Source organism: Pectobacterium polaris (genome assembly GCF_002307355.1).
GTDB classification, from domain to species: Bacteria; Pseudomonadota; Gammaproteobacteria; order Enterobacterales; family Enterobacteriaceae; genus Pectobacterium; species Pectobacterium polare.
The window spans coordinates 2,504,468-2,520,607 of sequence record NZ_CP017481.1; the positions used below are offsets into that span (position 1 = coordinate 2,504,468).

Below are 16,140 nucleotides of genomic sequence, written 5' to 3' on the forward strand. Positions count from 1 at the left end.
CCTTCTTACATATCGGCTGATAGAACTTATTGGCTAATAGAACTTCCCGGCGCTTCGCCGCCGGTTCCCGTCACGGTTTTGTGCTTCGCCATGTATTGATGTTGGAAAATGCACATGCGGATCGTGTTGCGGTATTCGCCGTTGATGAAAAACTCGTGGATCAGCTCGCCTTCTACCTCAAACCCCAGCTTGCTGTAGATGTGGATCGCTTTCTTGTTTTCCTTATCCACAATCAAATACAGCTTGTAGAGGTTCAACACCGAGAAGCCATAATCCATCGCCAGCTTGGCCGCCGCGCTGGCGTAACCTTTGCCTTGATACGCGGGATCAATAATGATCTGAAATTCCGCACGACGGTGGATATGGTTAATCTCCACCAGCTCAACCAAACCTACCTTGGTCTGCTCGTGTTCAATAATGAAGCGGCGCTCGCTTTGGTCATGAATATGCTTGTCGTACAGATCGCTGAGTTCGACAAAGGCCTCATAAGGCTCTTCAAACCAATAACGCATCACACTGGCATTGTTATCCAACTGATGAACAAAAGTGAGATCGTCTCGCTCCAGCGGTCGTAGCCGAACAGAATTGCTCGTACCGGACATAGTGAATCCTTAATTGATATAAAGGGACGTGACCCGTGGTTACCGAGGTCACGCTGGCATGAGTATGCCAACGCTAGTATAGCGGCGGGGAGGCGGGTGCTGAACTCTCAATGTGGAATGAAACTCGGTAAGGTGCCCCGCATCGGTTAGACGCGGGGCGAAAGTGCATCAGAAATCGACGCTGGCGCGCAGCACCACCTGACGCGGTTCACCGACGGCGACGCGCAGGTTGTTACCGCTGGATGGATAATAGGTCTGGTCGAACAGGTTCTTCACGTTGAGCTGCCATTTCACCTTGTAACCATTGAGCGGCAGACTATAGGCAACAAAGGCATCGGCGACGGTGTAATCATCCAGATAAAAGGTGTTTGCTGCATCGCCTGCGCGACGGCTGACGTAGCGTGCGCCTGCACCAGCACGAAGATCGTCACCAGCCGCCAAACCAATGTTTCCGAAGTCCTGCGTCAGGAACAGCGAGGCGGTATGGCGCGTAGCGTTAGGCATGCGTTTACCGGTGTTTTCTGGATCGGCGGTGACTCGGGCGTCGGTGTAGGCATAAGAACCAATCAGGCTCAGGGTATCCGTGAGACTGCCAGCCAGATCGAGTTCAACTCCCTGTGAGCGCACTTTTCCTGCTGTGCGGTAAAGATTGTCGTCGACCTTGACCATCACGTTTTGTTTTTCAATGTCGAACAAGGCTACGTTACCAGTAATACGATTGGGCAGATCCAGCTTGGCACCCATTTCGTAAGACTTGCCGATTTCAGGCGGAAGGGCACCGATATTATTGGCAATATTGCTGTTGGGTTTAAATGACCCGCTGTAGCTGGCATAGAGCGATGAATACGACGTCAGGCTGTAAATGATGCCTGCACGTGGCACGACGCGGTGGTATGAACTGTCTGTGTTGGTGAGGAAAGGACGTCCTTTACCTGCCATGACATCGAACGTGTCATAACGTAGACCACCCAGCAACTGCCAGCGATCGTTAAGCCGGATAGCATCCTGCATAAAGAGCGCTTTGCTATCGATATTCTCGCGCTGGTCGCTGTCCTTCGCGTTGACGGCGGTAGAAGCAGGCAGTTGATCGTATATCGGGTTATAAATGTTGAACCCTGAAGTTGCGGTGCCGCGAATCATATCGCCACGGAATGTCCTATCCGCTTCATAATCAAACCCAAACAGTAACTGGTGGTTGATACGCCCCCAGTCCACATCGCCGTTCAGCGTGAGCTGGACGATTTGTGCCTGACTATGTGCGTAACCCGTGGCGTCTGGCTGGCGCGTCAGGACTCCCGTGTTGGCATTGTACTTTGTGGCGCGTGCCTGATTGTCACTGTAGCGGTTGCGGTTGTACGAGTAGGTCAGGCTACTTTTCCAGCGGTCATTGAGGTTACGGTCAACCTGCATAGTGACGCTGTCCTGATCGCCGCGTGTTGCATTGTAGCTTTCATCAAAGCGGCGATCGCGCGGCGTATTAACCGGCTTGCCCGTCTTCGGATCGATAAGGGTGCCACGATCGAAAGGCGTCAGGTATTCCATATGTTCGTAGGAGACACGCACGGTGGTGTCTTCGCCATACCACATCAAAGATGGAGCAACCGTCGTCTGGCGGTTACGCCCGAAGTTGCGCCAGTAGTCAGTTTCATCGTGATCGACCACCATACGGTAAGCCAGACCGGATGTGCCTAACGGGCCGGTGACATCCAACTGCCCGCCGCCACCTTTGAAGCTGCTTCCCCAGCCTTCAATGTGCGTTTTCTGTACCAGTTCGGGTTTTTTACTGATGATATTAATGACGCCGCCGGGTTCGCCCATGCCGTAGAGCATGGACGCCGGACCTTTCAGCACTTCGACGCGTTTGCTGCTGGGCGTAAAGTTGCGCGCCTGAATAGATCGCACGCCGTCACGAAAGATTGAACCGTCTCGGTTATCGCCGAAGCCGCGTTTGATTATGGCATCCTGCGTGCCGCCCAACGTATTGGACTGGGTGATGCCGCTGACGTTATACAGCGCTTCATCAATGTTGCGTACCGCACGATCCTCGAGTACCTGAGTCGGGACGACGTTAACAGCCTGTGGAACATCCAGCAGGCGGCTTTCGGTGCGGGTGCCGGTCACGGTTTTATGCGGCTGATAGCCAGTCTCTTTTCCTGCCTGAGCACCAGGAGTGGCATTCACCACCATAGTGTCTTCTTTGCCATCGACGGTGGCAGCCTGAATGCTAAACGGCAACAGCGCCAGCAGCGGCCAACCGTGACGGAGCGTGGTCTTTTTTATAAAAAACTTATTCATGCGAAATCTGACTCCAATAAATCCCTGAAAATTCAATAGGTAAAAACTGCTGATAAAGTTGTTGTAGTGTTTGTTGCGGATCGATATCGGCAAACCGATCTGGATAGAGCGCCTTGGCAAACATCTCGACCATTACGACGTGGTACGGGCTGAGATAGAAGTTGTGCCACATGCTCCAGGCATGGCCTGTTTGCACGGCACGCAGGTGAGACAAAATGGGCTCCTGACGAATAAGCGTGTCGAAGCTCTCTTTTGCTTGTGCAGCGTTAACCAGCGGGCCGAGCATCAGACTGGAGAAGCGTTTGCCGTCTGGCCCTGCCATACCGGTGGCGACGTAGACGTCGGGATTGGCCGCCAACACGCGCTCCGGACTCAGTTCGCCGTAGACGCTATTGATGGTGCCGCTGGCGATATTCTCGCCGCCAGCGAAAGTCAGCAGATCGCCAAGGCTACCGCCGACCGCCGTGGTGCAGCAGGTGTCTCGTCTGCCCAGATGCAGATGCAGCATGACCGTCGGTTTCTTGCCGTGGTATTGCGCGATGCGCTGGCGAATCACATCCATATGCTGCTGATAGAAATTGCTGAAGGCGGTAGCGCGCTGGGGTTGATTTAACACCTCACCGAGCAGGCGAATACTGGGCAACGTGTTGTTAAGCAGATCGATACGCAGATCGACGTAAATAAACGGGATTCCTGCACGAGTCAGCGTCTGTTGCAGGAGGTCTTCATTAGCCGCATTTTTTGCCAGCCGTGGAAGAATGACCAGATCGGGTTTTAACGGCAGCAGCATTTCTGCATTCATCGCTTGCAGGCTGCCGTTACCTAACTGGGGGATCTGGCTCAGCTGTGGGAATTTTTCGGTATAGCGTGACCAGCTCTGCGCATCGTAGCGCGCCATGTCTCCTGGCCAGCCGACGATATATTTTGCCGGGTTATCGGGCTGGAGTAATGCCAGCGTGTAGAGCATACGGCTCTCGCCCAGAATGATGCGCTGAGGATTGTCTGGGATCGCCACCTGTCGGCCTAAAATGTCGGTGACGGTTTTTGCCTGCAAGAGCGGGCTGAGAAAAAGCAGGCAAAGCAGTAAGACGGTACGCATGATGGAGTTCACAAAATTTAAGATGGGGAAAGATAATCATTGTTATTTTCATTTTCAACCGATGAAGAGTATGTGTAATTTCGGTTGATAGAAATATTCTTTATTATCTGATGGTTAATGAATTTTTCGTAAAGATTAGTAAATATTTAAAGCGTGGTGAGGGAAGGGAAAAGAGTGATGGTCGATGAGATGTAGAAAGGAAGATGTGGTTAAGAAGACGTAATAAAAAGTAAGGCTCCGCAGGGGAGCCTTACTCTATGATGAAGCGATGAGCTGACAAAACTACTCGGCAGCGTAGCCCTGCGGCGGGATGCGAATGCTGTCCAGCCAGGCTTCATTATCCCGCATCACCAGCCTGCCGTTCAGGAACCAGTTAATGACCATCGGATAAATCGTGTGCTCGTGCGTCTTCACGCGCTCGCTCAGGCTTTCTTCCGTGTCGTCACTGAATACAGGTACCTTCGCTTGCAGAATCAGTGGGCCGCCGTCCAGTTCATCGGTGACGAAATGGACGGATGTCCCATGTTCCCGATCGCCATTTTCCAGCGCCTTGCGGTGCGTATGCAGGCCGGGATACTTGGGCAGCAGGGAAGGGTGAATGTTCAGCATTTTGCCAGCAAACTGGGCAACAAATTCCGGGCTGAGAATCCGCATGTAGCCTGCCAAGATCACCAGCGCGGGTTCATATTGCTCAATTTCGTTTGCCAGTGCGGCATCAAATGCAGCACGGTCGGCAAAGTCTTCAGGGTTCAGGACGCACGTAGGAATATTCGCATTCTGTGCGCGTTCTAGCCCGTAAGCCTCCGCATTATTACTGAATACGGCAACGATCTTTCCTTTAAGGCGTCCGTTCTTACAGGCGTCAATTAACGCCTGCAAGTTGCTTCCATGACCTGAAATCAGAACAACGATGTTTTTCATCAGTTAATAACCACTGCGTCTCCGGCATCGGTTTGAGTAATGACGCCGATTTTCCATGCGTTTTCGCCGCTGCTGTTCAGTAATGCAACGGCCTCGTCTGCCTGGTCTGCTGGCAGTGCGATGATCATACCAACACCGCAGTTGAAAGTACGATACATTTCGTGGCGGCTGACATTACCAGCCTGTTGCAGCCAGTTGAAAACGGCAGGCCATTGCCAGCTGGATTCGTCGATCGTTGCCTGCATGCCTTCTGGCAGCACGCGTGGGATATTTTCCCAGAAGCCACCGCCAGTCAGGTGAGAAATCGCGTGGACATCAACTTTCTCAATCAGGGAAAGTATGGATTTCACGTAGATTTTGGTTGGGGCCAGCAGGTGATCGGCCAGTGACTTGCCTTCCAGCTCGAACTGCTCTGGATCGGTCTTGCTGACTTCAAGCACTTTGCGCACCAGCGAATAGCCGTTTGAGTGCGGGCCACTGGAAGCAAGGGCAACCAGAACATCGCCGTTCTGCACTTTGCTGCCGTCAATAATTTCTGATTTTTCTACGACACCGACGCAGAAGCCGGCAACGTCGTAGTCTTCGCCGTGATACATCCCCGGCATTTCGGCGGTTTCGCCACCGACCAGCGCACAGCCTGATTGCTTACAGCCTTCCGCGATACCAGTAATCACGCTGGCAGCGGTGTCAACATCCAGCTTGCCCGTGGCGTAATAGTCGAGGAAGAACAGCGGCTCAGCGCCCTGAACGACCAGGTCGTTCACGCACATTGCAACCAAGTCGATACCAATCGTATCGTGGCGTTTCAGGTCCATCGCCAGGCGCAGTTTGGTGCCGACTCCGTCAGTGCCGGAAACCAGAATCGGTTCGCGGTATTTTTGCGGTAAGGCGCACAAGGCACCGAAACCACCCAATCCACCCATAACTTCCGGGCGACGGGTCTGTTTCACTACACCTTTGATACGGTCTACCAATGCATTACCCGCATCGATATCCACGCCTGCGTCTTTATAGCTGAGAGAGGTTTTGTCGGTCACTGCTGAGTCCCCACGAAGGTTACGATTTGTATTCAGAAAACACGTTGTGGTAAAAATAATGCGCGCTAATTCTAACAGTGTAGGCAATCGTTTGCGAGTGATGAGTCATCGGCTGGCTATTTTTCGTTAATGGCGACAATTTCTCTGCTCGGTTGATCTGGATCAGGCTTAATCATATGGCGCTAAGTAAAAAAGGCGGTATAATCCCGCGATTTTTTTTACGACGGGCTCTCGTGCCCGCCGCCCTGCGGGCCGCCGCAAGCGGTGTTTAAAAACGCGCTTGGCGTTTTTGTCCGTCCACTAGCCGATGGGGAGATAATGATGAAGATCGTCGAGGTGAAACACCCACTCGTCAAACACAAACTGGGTTTGATGCGTGAGAACGATATTAGTACCAAGCGTTTTCGTGAGCTGGCTTCCGAAGTGGGAAGTTTGCTGACTTACGAAGCGACGGCTGACCTGGCAACCGAAAAAGTCACCATTGATGGCTGGTGCGGTCCGGTTGAAGTCGATCAGATCAAAGGCAAGAAAATTACCGTCGTACCGATTCTGCGTGCAGGGTTGGGGATGATGGATGGCGTGCTGGAAAATGTCCCTAGCGCGCGTATCAGCGTTGTCGGCATCTACCGTGATGAAGAGACGCTGGAGCCTGTTCCTTATTTCCAGAAGCTGGTTTCCAATATCGAAGAGCGCATGGCGCTGGTTGTTGACCCTATGCTGGCAACCGGTGGTTCAATGATCGCGACGATCGACCTGCTGAAAAAAGCGGGTTGTCACAGCATTAAGGTGCTGGTGTTGGTCGCAGCGCCAGAAGGGATTGCCGCACTGGAAAAAGCCCACCCAGATGTCGAGCTTTACACGGCATCCATCGATAAAGGCCTCAACGAGCAGGGTTACATCATGCCGGGCCTGGGTGATGCGGGCGATAAAATATTTGGTACCAAATAACAGGTAAGCCGACTTGATAGTCGGCTTTTTTTTGGCGTAAACCTAAGTATTTCCTATGGTGCGCCACAGCCTGTGTTACGTCACACGCGGTTCTTTTATACATCAGCAGTCAATATGATCCTGCTTCACTACGGTGGGGCGGGATGCGTCTGGCTGTCATAAGAAGTGCGGGTCTACCTGCACACATAAATAGCAACACTACAGAGGATATTGAAGATGACTCGTCGCGCCATCGGGGTAAGTGAACGACCACCCTTGTTACAAACCATCCCGTTGAGTTTCCAGCATCTGTTCGCGATGTTTGGCGCTACCGTTCTGGTGCCCATTCTGTTCAAGATCAATCCGGCCACCGTACTGTTATTCAACGGTGTGGGGACGCTGCTTTATTTATTCATTTGTAAGGGCAAAATCCCGGCGTATTTGGGATCGAGCTTCGCGTTTATTTCCCCTGTTTTACTGCTGTTGCCGCTGGGGTATGAAGTCGCGCTGGGTGGTTTCATTATGTGCGGCGTGTTGTTCTGTCTGGTGGCGCTGATTGTTAAGAAAGCGGGCACCGGCTGGCTGAATGTGCTGTTTCCGCCTGCGGCGATGGGGGCGATTGTCGCCGTTATCGGCCTTGAACTGGCGGGTGTTGCGGCGGGAATGGCTGGACTGTTGCCTGCCGATGGCGCCTCTGTCGATTCTACTGCCGTGACGATTTCACTGGCGACGCTGGCGATCACCATTCTGGGCTCGGTGCTGTTTCGCGGTTTTCTGGCGATCATCCCGATTCTGATTGGGGTACTGGCTGGCTATGCGCTGTCGTTCGTGCTGGGTGTGGTTGACTTGACTCCGATTCGTGAAGCGCACTGGTTCGCGATGCCAACATTCTATACGCCACGTTTTGAGTGGTTTGCCATTCTGGCGATTTTGCCTGCGGCGCTGGTGGTGATTGCGGAACACGTTGGTCACCTGGTGGTGACGGCGAATATCGTGAAGAAAGACTTGATGCGTGAACCGGGGCTGCACCGCTCCATGTTTGCCAACGGCATTTCTACCGTGCTGTCCGGCTTCTTTGGTTCTACGCCGAACACAACCTACGGCGAAAATATCGGCGTGCTGGCGATTACCAAAGTGTACAGCACCTGGGTGATCGGTGGTGCGGCGATCCTGGCGATTCTGCTCTCCTGCGTGGGTAAACTGGCGGCGGCGATTCAGGCTGTGCCGGTTCCTGTTATGGGCGGCGTGTCGCTGCTGCTGTACGGCGTAATTGGTGCATCCGGTATTCGCGTGCTGATTGAATCCAAAGTTGATTACAACAAAGCGCAAAACCTGATCCTGACTTCCGTGATTCTGATCATTGGCGTCAGCGGCGCGAAAGTGCATTTGGGCTCGACCGAACTGAAAGGCATGGCGCTGGCGACGGTTGTCGGTATCGGCATGAGTCTGGTGTTTAAGGTCATCAGCCTGTTCCGCAAAGAGGAAGAGATCCTCGATGCGCCGGAAGAGAACGACGCGCGTTCATAACCGCGTCATTCCCCCCTGTTGAGGCCGTGCGTATCGCGTCCTCAACAGGGGCCGGTTTCTGTGATAAACTCGATCCGATTTCCTGCCCGTTTTGCTTGAGGTGATTCTGAACACGCCGGCACAGCTTTCATTGCCACTCTACTTACCCGATGACGAAACATTTGCCAGTTTCTATCCGGGTGAAAACGCGTCTCTTCTTGCCGCCGTCAATAATGCTTTGTATCAAGAGCATGGTAGCTACATCTATTTCTGGTCACGCGAAGGGGGCGGGCGCAGCCATCTGCTGCATGCTGCCTGCGCCGAATTGTCGCGTCAGGAACGCGCGGTGGGCTATGTGCCGCTGGATAAACGTGCCTACTTTGTACCAGATGTGCTGGAAGGGATGGAGCAACTGGCGCTGGTGTGTATCGATAATATTGAATCTATCGCGGGCGATGAAGAGTGGGAAATGGCGGTGTTTAATCTGTATAACCGCATTCAGGAAACAGGGCGTGCACTGCTGTTGATTACCGGCGATCGTCCGCCGCGCCAGCTGAATTTACGCCTGCCCGATCTGGCTTCTCGCCTCGATTGGGGACAAATCTACAAGCTGCAACCGTTGTCGGATGACGAAAAAGGGGAAGCGCTACAGCTGCGTGCCAGACTGCGCGGGTTCGAATTGCCGGAAGACGTCAGCCGTTTTCTGCTTAAGCGTCTGGATCGGGAAATGCGTACGTTATTTATGACGCTCGATCAGCTCGACCATGCTTCCATCACTGCACAGCGCAAGCTGACCATTCCTTTTGTGAAAGAGATCCTCGGGCTGTAATTGACGATCTTTAATAAAGGTCGTCGTTGAGGATCACTTACAGCGACAGTATTTCTAGCACCTGTTCCGGCGGACGGCCGATTCGAGCCTGACCCTGTGCCACGACGATGGGGCGCTCGATGAGCTTCGGATTATCGATCATCGCCTGAATCAGCTGCGCTTCCGTTATTGCAGCGTCGGACAGCCCCAACTGCTGATAAATCTCTTCTTTGGTTCTCATCAATTCGCGCGCGCTAGTAAAGCCCAACTGCTTGATAAGCTGAGCCAGCGTCGCGGCATCGGGCGGCGTGTCGAGATAGAGCACGACGTCGGGCGTAATATTATGTTCCTGTAGCAGCGCCAGCGTTTCACGGCTTTTGGAGCAGCGCGGGTTGTGGTAAATCGTCACGGATGTTTGGGGTGTCATCGTCATGCTCCTTATCAGGATTTCTGGTACTGGCGGAAGCGCTGCTGCAACTGGCGAAGCTGGTCGATGCGGGCGTCGTAACGCGCCTGTTCCAGACTCCCCAATTTAACCAGTGAACTCGCGTTGCTCAGTAACCGAATCGATTGATCGAGCTGACCGCTGAGGGCCAGACTTTCCGCTCGCGCGGCCAGTTCTTCTGCCCGCTGTCCTTGTGCTGCTGCGGCTTGTGCCAGCAGATCCCAGCCGTTCGAATCGTCAGGGTGCGCGTAGGTGTAGCGATACAGTATTTTACTGGCAGCAGCAGGCTGTTTCCCTTCCACATAGGCATTCGCCAGATTAAGCTGAAGTACCGGGTTCGCCTGCATTCCCGGCACGTTTTGTAAGCGTGCGATAGCCTGTGTCGCGCGACTTTGTCCTATATCGATATCCGTCATCATATCCAGAAACCACGGATTTTCAGGCGCGCTGCTTAGCAGCGGTTGCAGCACATTACGCGCCTCATCGTACTTCTTCGCCTGATAAAGCTGGATCGCGCGGCCATATTTCGCAGCCAGTTGCTCCCGCACGTTGCCTTTTTCCCACTGCTCCAGCAGATCGTTGCTCAGCGGACGCTCCGGTGAGCCATACATACCAAAGGTGCGTATTTTGGCGAACAGGAAATCCTGAGAAGATTGTACCGGCGTGGAGCGCATCTGGTTGGCGCGGTTGCGGGCATCGGACAGGCGACTTTCCGGCAATGGGTGAGTCAGTAACATTTCCGGCGGTCTGGAGGCATAGCGAGATTGATCCGCCAGCTTTTGCAGGAAATTCGGCATGGCCTGCGGATCAAAGCCCGCGCGCTGCAACACCTGAATACCGATACGGTCTGCTTCCTGTTCATTTGACTGTGTGAACGTAATCATGCCTTGCTGTGCGCCCGCCAGCGTACCGCTGAGCGCCGCCATCCCCAACTGTGGGTTGGCCATCGCCAGCAGAATAGAACCGAGCGCGCCGACCCAGGTGAGCGGGGCGCTACGCTGCTGTGATTCCATGCTGCGCGCCAGATGGCGCTGGGTAACGTGAGAGATTTCATGTGCCAGCACCGAGGCCAGCTCGCTTTCGCTGTCGGCATAGCGGAACAGCGCGGAATGCAGCACCACGTTGCCGCCGAAGAAGGCGAAGGCGTTGATGTCGTCATTGCGGATCAGATAAAAATGGAACGGCGTACGCACTGAATCGGCCTGTTTGACCAATCTGTTGCCGAGCTGGTTAATGTAATTGGACAGCAGCGGATCGTTGATAAGCGGCGCACCAGCCCGCAACTGGCGGACGTAAAAATCGCCCATTGCCAGTTCCTGATTGATACTGAGCGTACCGCCCGCGGTGGTGCCGATATCCGGCAGCCGATCCTGCGTGTCGGCCTGAGCAGGAAGCAGGTTGCCAGCCAGTAATGCCCCAAACAGGACGGACATGACCGTTTTTCTTAACCGAATAGACATAACGGAAGATAACCTTATCAACAGCTAACGTGAAAACATTCTGCTGACTATCTTAGCCAGCGATGGCAGACAAAGAAATGCCCGAGCGGGAAAAACGTGGAGAAGAGAGAGAAAGGCAGGAAAAACCGGCACGTATGACGGTGCCGGTGGACGAACTGAAAACCGCGAATCAGGCGCTTTTCAGATAATCGAGAACGATGTCATGGTGGTTGCTGGTTTTGAAGTCGTCAAACACCTTCTCCACCTTGCCATTTTCATCGATCAGGAAGCTGATGCGATGAATACCGTCATAGGTTTTCCCCATGAAGGTTTTTTCTCCCCAAACGCCAAATCCTTCTGAAACCTGATGATCCTCATCAGAAAGCAGCGTGAAATTTAAGACTTCTTTCTCGACGAAGCGGGACAGTTTTTCTGATTTGTCCGTGCTAATACCGAGAACTTCAACGCCATGTTTTTTCAAATCGTCCATATTATCGCGCAGGCCGCAAGCCTGAACGGTGCATCCTGGCGTCATCGCTTTAGGGTAGAAATACACCAACACTTTCTGTCCCTGGAAGTCGGTTAAATTTACTTGTTCGCCATCTTGGTCGGGCAAGCTAAATTTCGGTGCGATATCACCGGCTTTCAGTGTGTTCATCACGACTCTCCGTCTTGTTTCTCTTCATGCTGTGGATATACCCATGCTATTTGCAATAATAATGGCAACGTTATGCTATTGGGCATAGTTAACGACGCTAATACTGCCTTGTGCGTGCAATTCTGTACATAGCTGATGAAAGGCTGGCTCAATAATTGAGCTATCAAGCGTGGTCGAACTGTGTGCGGCAATCTGAATATACAGCTGCGGCGGCTTGTCACCTTCGGCGGGCTGGGTTTTTGAAACCAGCTCAGCAATGTTTAACTGGTGAGAATCGAACAAATCGGTAAAACGCTCGATGATGTGAGGAGAGTCGGCAACGTCAACCTTCACCCAGACGGTAGAAGGTGTTGGCTGGCTGGCCTGCGACTCTGTCCGCTTCATCACGATCAGCAAATCCATCTCCGCGCCTTTCAGCGGCAGGGTTGATTCAATCAGCGTTATCGCGTTCCAACTGCCGGACAGTAGCATAATGAAAGTGAACTCTTTGCCCAGCATAGCAAGACGGCTATCTTCGATGTTGCAGCCACAGCTACTGACGTGGCGGGTAATCGCATTGACAATACCGGGGCGATCAACCCCCAGCGCGGTAATAACCAGATAGTGTTCTTGTGAGCTTGGCAACATCGTGCTTCCTGTCTTTTTTCCCATTAATCACATGGTAAACATAAAAAATTGCCTGGAGCAATTTTTAACGCCGCTTGCGGTGGCCCGAAGGGCGGCGGACAGGGATAGTCCGCCGTAAAAAACTGGAGCAATTTTTAACGCCGCTTGCGGTATATCAGACAATATTTCGTGATTGTGGGCATTCCGCGCTAAGGTAAGCGTTGGTAACCAGAGATAAAGCGCCTTCCATCATGCGACGCCATCAAATAAATACCGACTGGGTAAAACAGGCTCAGCATCCCGCCTCGTTCGAACGAATTGAGGCTTTTTTCCGTGGTCATGGCTACGATCCCCACCGACACGATACCTATGCGATTGGACGGACGTTATCCGGCGTGCAGCGTTTTCACTATCGCGGCAACCTGTGCAATAGCGTGCCGGGGGGAACGCTGGTGCTTCATCCGGATGAGATTCATGATGGCGAAGCGGGTTCTGTCGACGGCTTTCAGTACCGCATGATTTACGTTGAGCCTGCGCTGATTCAAAAAATACTCGGTGGTAAACCTTTGCCCTTCATTAACGGCGGTATATCCAACGATCCACGTCTGTTTGCGGCAACAGAACCGTTACTCAGAGCGATGGAAGAAGCGTTTGATGAGCTGGAAAAAGACGATGTGCTCTACGATCTGGCGCAGGCGCTATCGGCTGTGGGGGGGCAGCGGCATCCGCGGCGTTTGTTCGACTATCACGCTGCCGAGCGGGCGCGTGAATATATTCATGATGCCTTTGATAAGACCATTACGCTTGATGAGCTGGCACAGGTGAGCGGTCGAGACCGCTGGAGCCTGACACGTGATTTCCGCGCGCTCTTTGGTACGACGCCGTACCGCTACGTCACCATGCGCCGTCTCGAACACTGTCGGCGGCTCATGCTGGCTGGTGACAGTCTCGTCGATATTGCTGCCCGGACGGGTTTCGCCGATCAAAGCCATATGACGCGCCATTTCGTGAAGGCATTTGGCCTTTCCCCCGGTCACTGGCAGCGCATGTTTGCTGCGTCTTAGCCTGCTTGCACAATCGTTCAATACAGTCGGTACTCTGCTTAGTTAGTCTGAGGGCGTCATCATAAGGAGAGACGATATGTATAAATCCATTAATTTTGCCCAAAAGTTAGCGTTATTCGACGATCGCTGGCAGCCGAAAGTAATCGCTGAGATGAATGACTATCAATTCAAAATCGTTAAAATTCAGGGCGATTTTATCTGGCATTCCCACCCCGAAACGGATGAAACGTTCATCGTGCTGGAAGGCCAATTGAGAATCGATTTTCGTGACGGTGATGTGCGCATCAATGCCGGAGAAATGTATGTCGTTCCGAGCGGCGTTGAACACAAGCCTTATGCAGAACACGAAGTAAAGCTGCTGCTCATTGAACCGAAAGGTGTTCTGAATACGGGACATGAAGGCGGCGGGCGGACGGCTGAAAATGATATTTGGATTTGATCAGTTGAGTGAAAAATAACCGAAGACGTCCTGCGAGTGACGCATAAGTCGCAGTAAACGGGCTGCTTTTGTACCAAAACATCAGAAGCATTTTTAATTTCGTTTACTGCGTCATAAAAAAACCTGCGTCAGGCACCTACAACGCCCTTGTCCGCTTGCTTTTGCATAGAAGTCAAAAGTACCATGAAGCACTTGTTTGTGGAGGGGATGGCCAATGTTTACGGGAAGTATTGTTGCGCTAGTTACGCCGATGGACGCCAAAGGCGCCGTCGATCGGGCGAGCTTGAAAAAACTGATTGATTATCATGTCGCTAGCGGTACATCGGCGATTGTCTCTGTCGGCACGACGGGGGAATCTGCCACGCTGAGCCACGACGAGCATGGCGATGTCGTGCTGCTTACGCTGGAACTGAGCGACGGACGTATTCCTGTCATCGCTGGAACCGGTGCGAATGCTACCGCTGAAGGCGTTTCACTGACCAAACGCTTTCATGGCACCGGTGTTGTTGGCTGCCTGACGGTCACACCGTACTACAATAAACCGACGCAGGAAGGCCTGTACCAGCACTTCAAAGCGATTGCCGAGCATACCGATCTGCCGCAAATCCTGTATAACGTACCTTCCCGCACCGGCTGCGACATGCTGCCGGAAACCGTTGCCCGTTTGTCCGAAGTGAAAAATATTGTCGCAATTAAAGAAGCGACGGGGAACTTAAGTCGGGTAAGCCAGATCCAAGAGCTGGTTAGTGAAGACTTCATTTTGCTGAGCGGCGATGACGCTAGCGGTCTGGACTTTATGCAACTCGGCGGTAACGGGGTGATTTCCGTAACGGCGAACATTGCTGCGCGTGAAATGGCGGAACTTTGCAGGCTGGCAGCGCAGGGCAATTTTGTTGAAGCGCGTCGTTTGAATCAGCGCCTGATGCCACTGCATCAGAAATTATTTGTTGAACCCAATCCTATTCCGGTGAAGTGGGCCTGTAAGGAATTGGGACTCATGGCGACCGATACGCTGCGCCTGCCGATGACACCGCTGACCGATTCCGGTCGTACGGTGATGGGGCAAGCACTTAAGCAAGCGGGTTTGCTGTAATCGTTAGGGAGATTTAATGAGTTATTCATTACAAAAGTCGATGGTGGCGAAAGTTGTTGGCATATCACTCGTGATGTTGCTGGCGGCTTGTTCCAGCGATCAGCGCTATAAGCGTCAGGTCAGTGGCGATGAATCCTATCTGAAGGCATCGGCGCTGCACGCGCTGAATACGCCTGCCGGGATGATTTTACCGGTGCAGAACGGGGATTATGATATACCGCCAGTGACCCTGAATGGTGCGGTCGGCAAGGAACTGGATATTCGTCCTCCAGTGCAGCCATTGGCTTTGTTGAATGGTTCCCGTACCCAGATCTCAGGAGATACGGCAACGCTGTTGTTAGAAAACAGCGCGCAAAACAGCCAGCTCTGGTCTCAGGTTATCCGCGTGTTGCAAGACAAAGCATTCACCATTGCCAGCCGTCAGGATGCCAGCCAAACGCTGACGACCGACTGGATCTCATGGCCGCGTGAAGATGAAGACGTCCCGTATCAAGGACGTTATCAGATTTCCGTGCAGCAGCAAGGTTATCAGGTCGCACTGGTCGTGAAACTGCTGGGATTACAGCTGAACGGTCAGCCGGTGACGGCGGGCGATCAGGCTCAGCGCTACACCGGCTTGATGCTGAATGCGCTTAGCAATGGTCTGGACTCTCAGGCAACCGCACGTGAAAACGCGCTGGCAAACCGCACTATTGGTTCGCTGGATGTGCAGAGCGGGGCGGATGACACTGGCTTGCCACTGCTGATTGTGCGTGGCCCGTATACCGTGGTGTGGGATCGTCTGCCTGTCGCGCTGGACAAAATCGGCATGAAGGTTAACGATCGCAGCCGTCCGCAAGGTTCTGTCTCCGTGACGTATCGTGCACCGAGCGGCGGAACCTGGGATGACCTGGGCGCGAAAAATCCTGAACTGCCTAACGGCGATTACAAATTGCAGGTCGGCGATTTAGATAACCGCAGCAGTCTGCAATTTATCGACTCCAAAGGGCATACGCTAACCCAGTCTCAGAACGATGCACTGGTGGCCGTATTCCAGGCGGCGTTCAGTAAATAACGCATAAGTAAACCAAGGGTCGGATTATCCGGCCCTTCTTCATTCAACAATCTCTACCCGAATTGACGGGCGCTATCGGCAACCGTTCGGGGAAGCGTTAAATATCGGGTCGTACTTGTTGACCCTCACTGTGTGGAGTAATTAAAG

At 53.0% G+C, this 16,140-nt stretch carries 16 protein-coding genes; 7 read left to right on the forward strand and 9 right to left on the reverse strand.

Features of this window, described 5'->3' with window-relative positions:
* Positions 1-26: 26 nt before the first annotated feature.
* The 5 genes from speG to purM all read right to left on the reverse strand — a co-directional run bounded on the left by speG (position 27) and on the right by purM (position 5,954).
* The gene (speG, locus tag BJJ97_RS11260) at positions 27-602 is read right to left on the reverse strand and encodes a spermidine N1-acetyltransferase (protein ID WP_039472461.1); all 576 of its coding nucleotides are present in this window, start codon (positions 600-602) and stop codon (positions 27-29) included.
* A gap of 168 nt (positions 603-770) precedes the next feature.
* On the reverse strand, positions 771-2,897 hold the full coding sequence (locus tag BJJ97_RS11265; RefSeq protein WP_095993990.1) for a TonB-dependent siderophore receptor: 2,127 nt from the start codon (positions 2,895-2,897) through the stop codon (positions 771-773).
* Positions 2,890-3,996 (reverse strand): ABC transporter substrate-binding protein, encoded by a 1,107-nt coding sequence (locus tag BJJ97_RS11270; protein WP_095993991.1) that lies wholly within the window; start codon positions 3,994-3,996, stop codon positions 2,890-2,892. Before BJJ97_RS11270 ends, BJJ97_RS11265 begins: the two co-directional genes overlap by 8 nt.
* Before the next feature lie 282 nt (positions 3,997-4,278).
* Complete coding sequence (purN, locus tag BJJ97_RS11275) at positions 4,279-4,917, reverse strand: phosphoribosylglycinamide formyltransferase (RefSeq protein ID WP_095993992.1); 639 nt, start codon at positions 4,915-4,917, stop codon at positions 4,279-4,281.
* On the reverse strand, positions 4,917-5,954 hold the full coding sequence (purM, locus tag BJJ97_RS11280) for a phosphoribosylformylglycinamidine cyclo-ligase (RefSeq protein ID WP_040031267.1): 1,038 nt from the start codon (positions 5,952-5,954) through the stop codon (positions 4,917-4,919). Before purM ends, purN begins: the two co-directional genes overlap by 1 nt.
* Before the next feature lie 321 nt (positions 5,955-6,275).
* Here purM and upp point away from each other — a divergent pair, with 321 nt between their 5' ends.
* From upp to hda, 3 genes are all read left to right on the forward strand, one after another.
* Positions 6,276-6,902 (forward strand): uracil phosphoribosyltransferase, encoded by a 627-nt coding sequence (gene upp / locus BJJ97_RS11285; protein WP_010307474.1) that lies wholly within the window; start codon positions 6,276-6,278, stop codon positions 6,900-6,902.
* Positions 6,903-7,118: 216 nt separating this feature from the next.
* Positions 7,119-8,408, forward strand: a complete 1,290-nt coding sequence (gene uraA, locus BJJ97_RS11290) for a uracil permease (protein ID WP_040031268.1) — start codon at positions 7,119-7,121, stop codon at positions 8,406-8,408.
* A gap of 100 nt (positions 8,409-8,508) precedes the next feature.
* On the forward strand, positions 8,509-9,216 hold the full coding sequence (gene hda, locus BJJ97_RS11295) for a DnaA inactivator Hda (RefSeq protein ID WP_095995357.1): 708 nt from the start codon (positions 8,509-8,511) through the stop codon (positions 9,214-9,216).
* Positions 9,217-9,253: 37 nt separating this feature from the next.
* Here hda and arsC read toward each other — a convergent pair whose 3' ends face one another.
* The 4 genes from arsC to BJJ97_RS11315 all read right to left on the reverse strand — a co-directional run bounded on the left by arsC (position 9,254) and on the right by BJJ97_RS11315 (position 12,364).
* Entirely contained in the window at positions 9,254-9,622 is a 369-nt protein-coding gene (gene arsC, locus BJJ97_RS11300; protein ID WP_095993993.1) for an arsenate reductase (glutaredoxin), read from the reverse strand.
* Between the two features lie 14 nt (positions 9,623-9,636).
* Positions 9,637-11,100, reverse strand: a complete 1,464-nt coding sequence (bepA, locus tag BJJ97_RS11305; RefSeq protein ID WP_095993994.1) for a beta-barrel assembly-enhancing protease — start codon at positions 11,098-11,100, stop codon at positions 9,637-9,639.
* A gap of 169 nt (positions 11,101-11,269) precedes the next feature.
* Positions 11,270-11,737: a thioredoxin-dependent thiol peroxidase gene (gene bcp / locus BJJ97_RS11310; RefSeq protein ID WP_039356343.1), complete on the reverse strand. Its 468-nt coding sequence runs from the start codon at positions 11,735-11,737 to the stop codon at positions 11,270-11,272.
* Positions 11,738-11,812: 75 nt separating this feature from the next.
* Positions 11,813-12,364: a glycine cleavage system transcriptional repressor gene (locus tag BJJ97_RS11315; protein ID WP_174866086.1), complete on the reverse strand. Its 552-nt coding sequence runs from the start codon at positions 12,362-12,364 to the stop codon at positions 11,813-11,815.
* Positions 12,365-12,594: 230 nt separating this feature from the next.
* Between BJJ97_RS11315 and BJJ97_RS11320 the strand changes: the two genes are divergently transcribed.
* The 4 genes from BJJ97_RS11320 (at position 12,595) to bamC (ending at position 15,993) form a co-directional block, all read left to right on the forward strand.
* Positions 12,595-13,407 (forward strand): AraC family transcriptional regulator, encoded by an 813-nt coding sequence (locus BJJ97_RS11320; protein ID WP_095993995.1) that lies wholly within the window; start codon positions 12,595-12,597, stop codon positions 13,405-13,407.
* Positions 13,408-13,483: 76 nt separating this feature from the next.
* Positions 13,484-13,846 (forward strand): cupin domain-containing protein, encoded by a 363-nt coding sequence (locus BJJ97_RS11325; RefSeq protein WP_039482888.1) that lies wholly within the window; start codon positions 13,484-13,486, stop codon positions 13,844-13,846.
* A gap of 214 nt (positions 13,847-14,060) precedes the next feature.
* Entirely contained in the window at positions 14,061-14,939 is an 879-nt protein-coding gene (dapA, locus tag BJJ97_RS11330) for a 4-hydroxy-tetrahydrodipicolinate synthase (RefSeq protein WP_039482886.1), read from the forward strand.
* Between the two features lie 16 nt (positions 14,940-14,955).
* The gene (gene bamC / locus BJJ97_RS11335; RefSeq protein ID WP_095698827.1) at positions 14,956-15,993 is read left to right on the forward strand and encodes an outer membrane protein assembly factor BamC; all 1,038 of its coding nucleotides are present in this window, start codon (positions 14,956-14,958) and stop codon (positions 15,991-15,993) included.
* The last annotated feature ends 147 nt before the right edge of the window (positions 15,994-16,140 follow it).

Bases quoted from the DNA above. Each gene is read 5' to 3' on its own strand.
- speG (WP_039472461.1), bottom strand. From the start codon at position 602: ATGTCCGGTACGAGCAATTCTGTTCGGCTACGACCGCTGGAGCGAGAC.
- BJJ97_RS11265 (WP_095993990.1), bottom strand. From the start codon at position 2,897: ATGAATAAGTTTTTTATAAAAAAGACCACGCTCCGTCACGGTTGGCCG.
- BJJ97_RS11270 (WP_095993991.1), bottom strand. From the start codon at position 3,996: ATGCGTACCGTCTTACTGCTTTGCCTGCTTTTTCTCAGCCCGCTCTTG.
- purN (WP_095993992.1), bottom strand. From the start codon at position 4,917: ATGAAAAACATCGTTGTTCTGATTTCAGGTCATGGAAGCAACTTGCAG.
- upp (WP_010307474.1), top strand. From the start codon at position 6,276: ATGAAGATCGTCGAGGTGAAACACCCACTCGTCAAACACAAACTGGGT.
- uraA (WP_040031268.1), top strand. From the start codon at position 7,119: ATGACTCGTCGCGCCATCGGGGTAAGTGAACGACCACCCTTGTTACAA.
- arsC (WP_095993993.1), bottom strand. From the start codon at position 9,622: ATGACACCCCAAACATCCGTGACGATTTACCACAACCCGCGCTGCTCC.
- bepA (WP_095993994.1), bottom strand. From the start codon at position 11,100: ATGTCTATTCGGTTAAGAAAAACGGTCATGTCCGTCCTGTTTGGGGCA.
- bcp (WP_039356343.1), bottom strand. From the start codon at position 11,737: ATGAACACACTGAAAGCCGGTGATATCGCACCGAAATTTAGCTTGCCC.
- BJJ97_RS11315 (WP_174866086.1), bottom strand. From the start codon at position 12,364: ATGTTGCCAAGCTCACAAGAACACTATCTGGTTATTACCGCGCTGGGG.
- BJJ97_RS11320 (WP_095993995.1), top strand. From the start codon at position 12,595: ATGCGACGCCATCAAATAAATACCGACTGGGTAAAACAGGCTCAGCAT.
- BJJ97_RS11325 (WP_039482888.1), top strand. From the start codon at position 13,484: ATGTATAAATCCATTAATTTTGCCCAAAAGTTAGCGTTATTCGACGAT.
- dapA (WP_039482886.1), top strand. From the start codon at position 14,061: ATGTTTACGGGAAGTATTGTTGCGCTAGTTACGCCGATGGACGCCAAA.
- bamC (WP_095698827.1), top strand. From the start codon at position 14,956: ATGAGTTATTCATTACAAAAGTCGATGGTGGCGAAAGTTGTTGGCATA.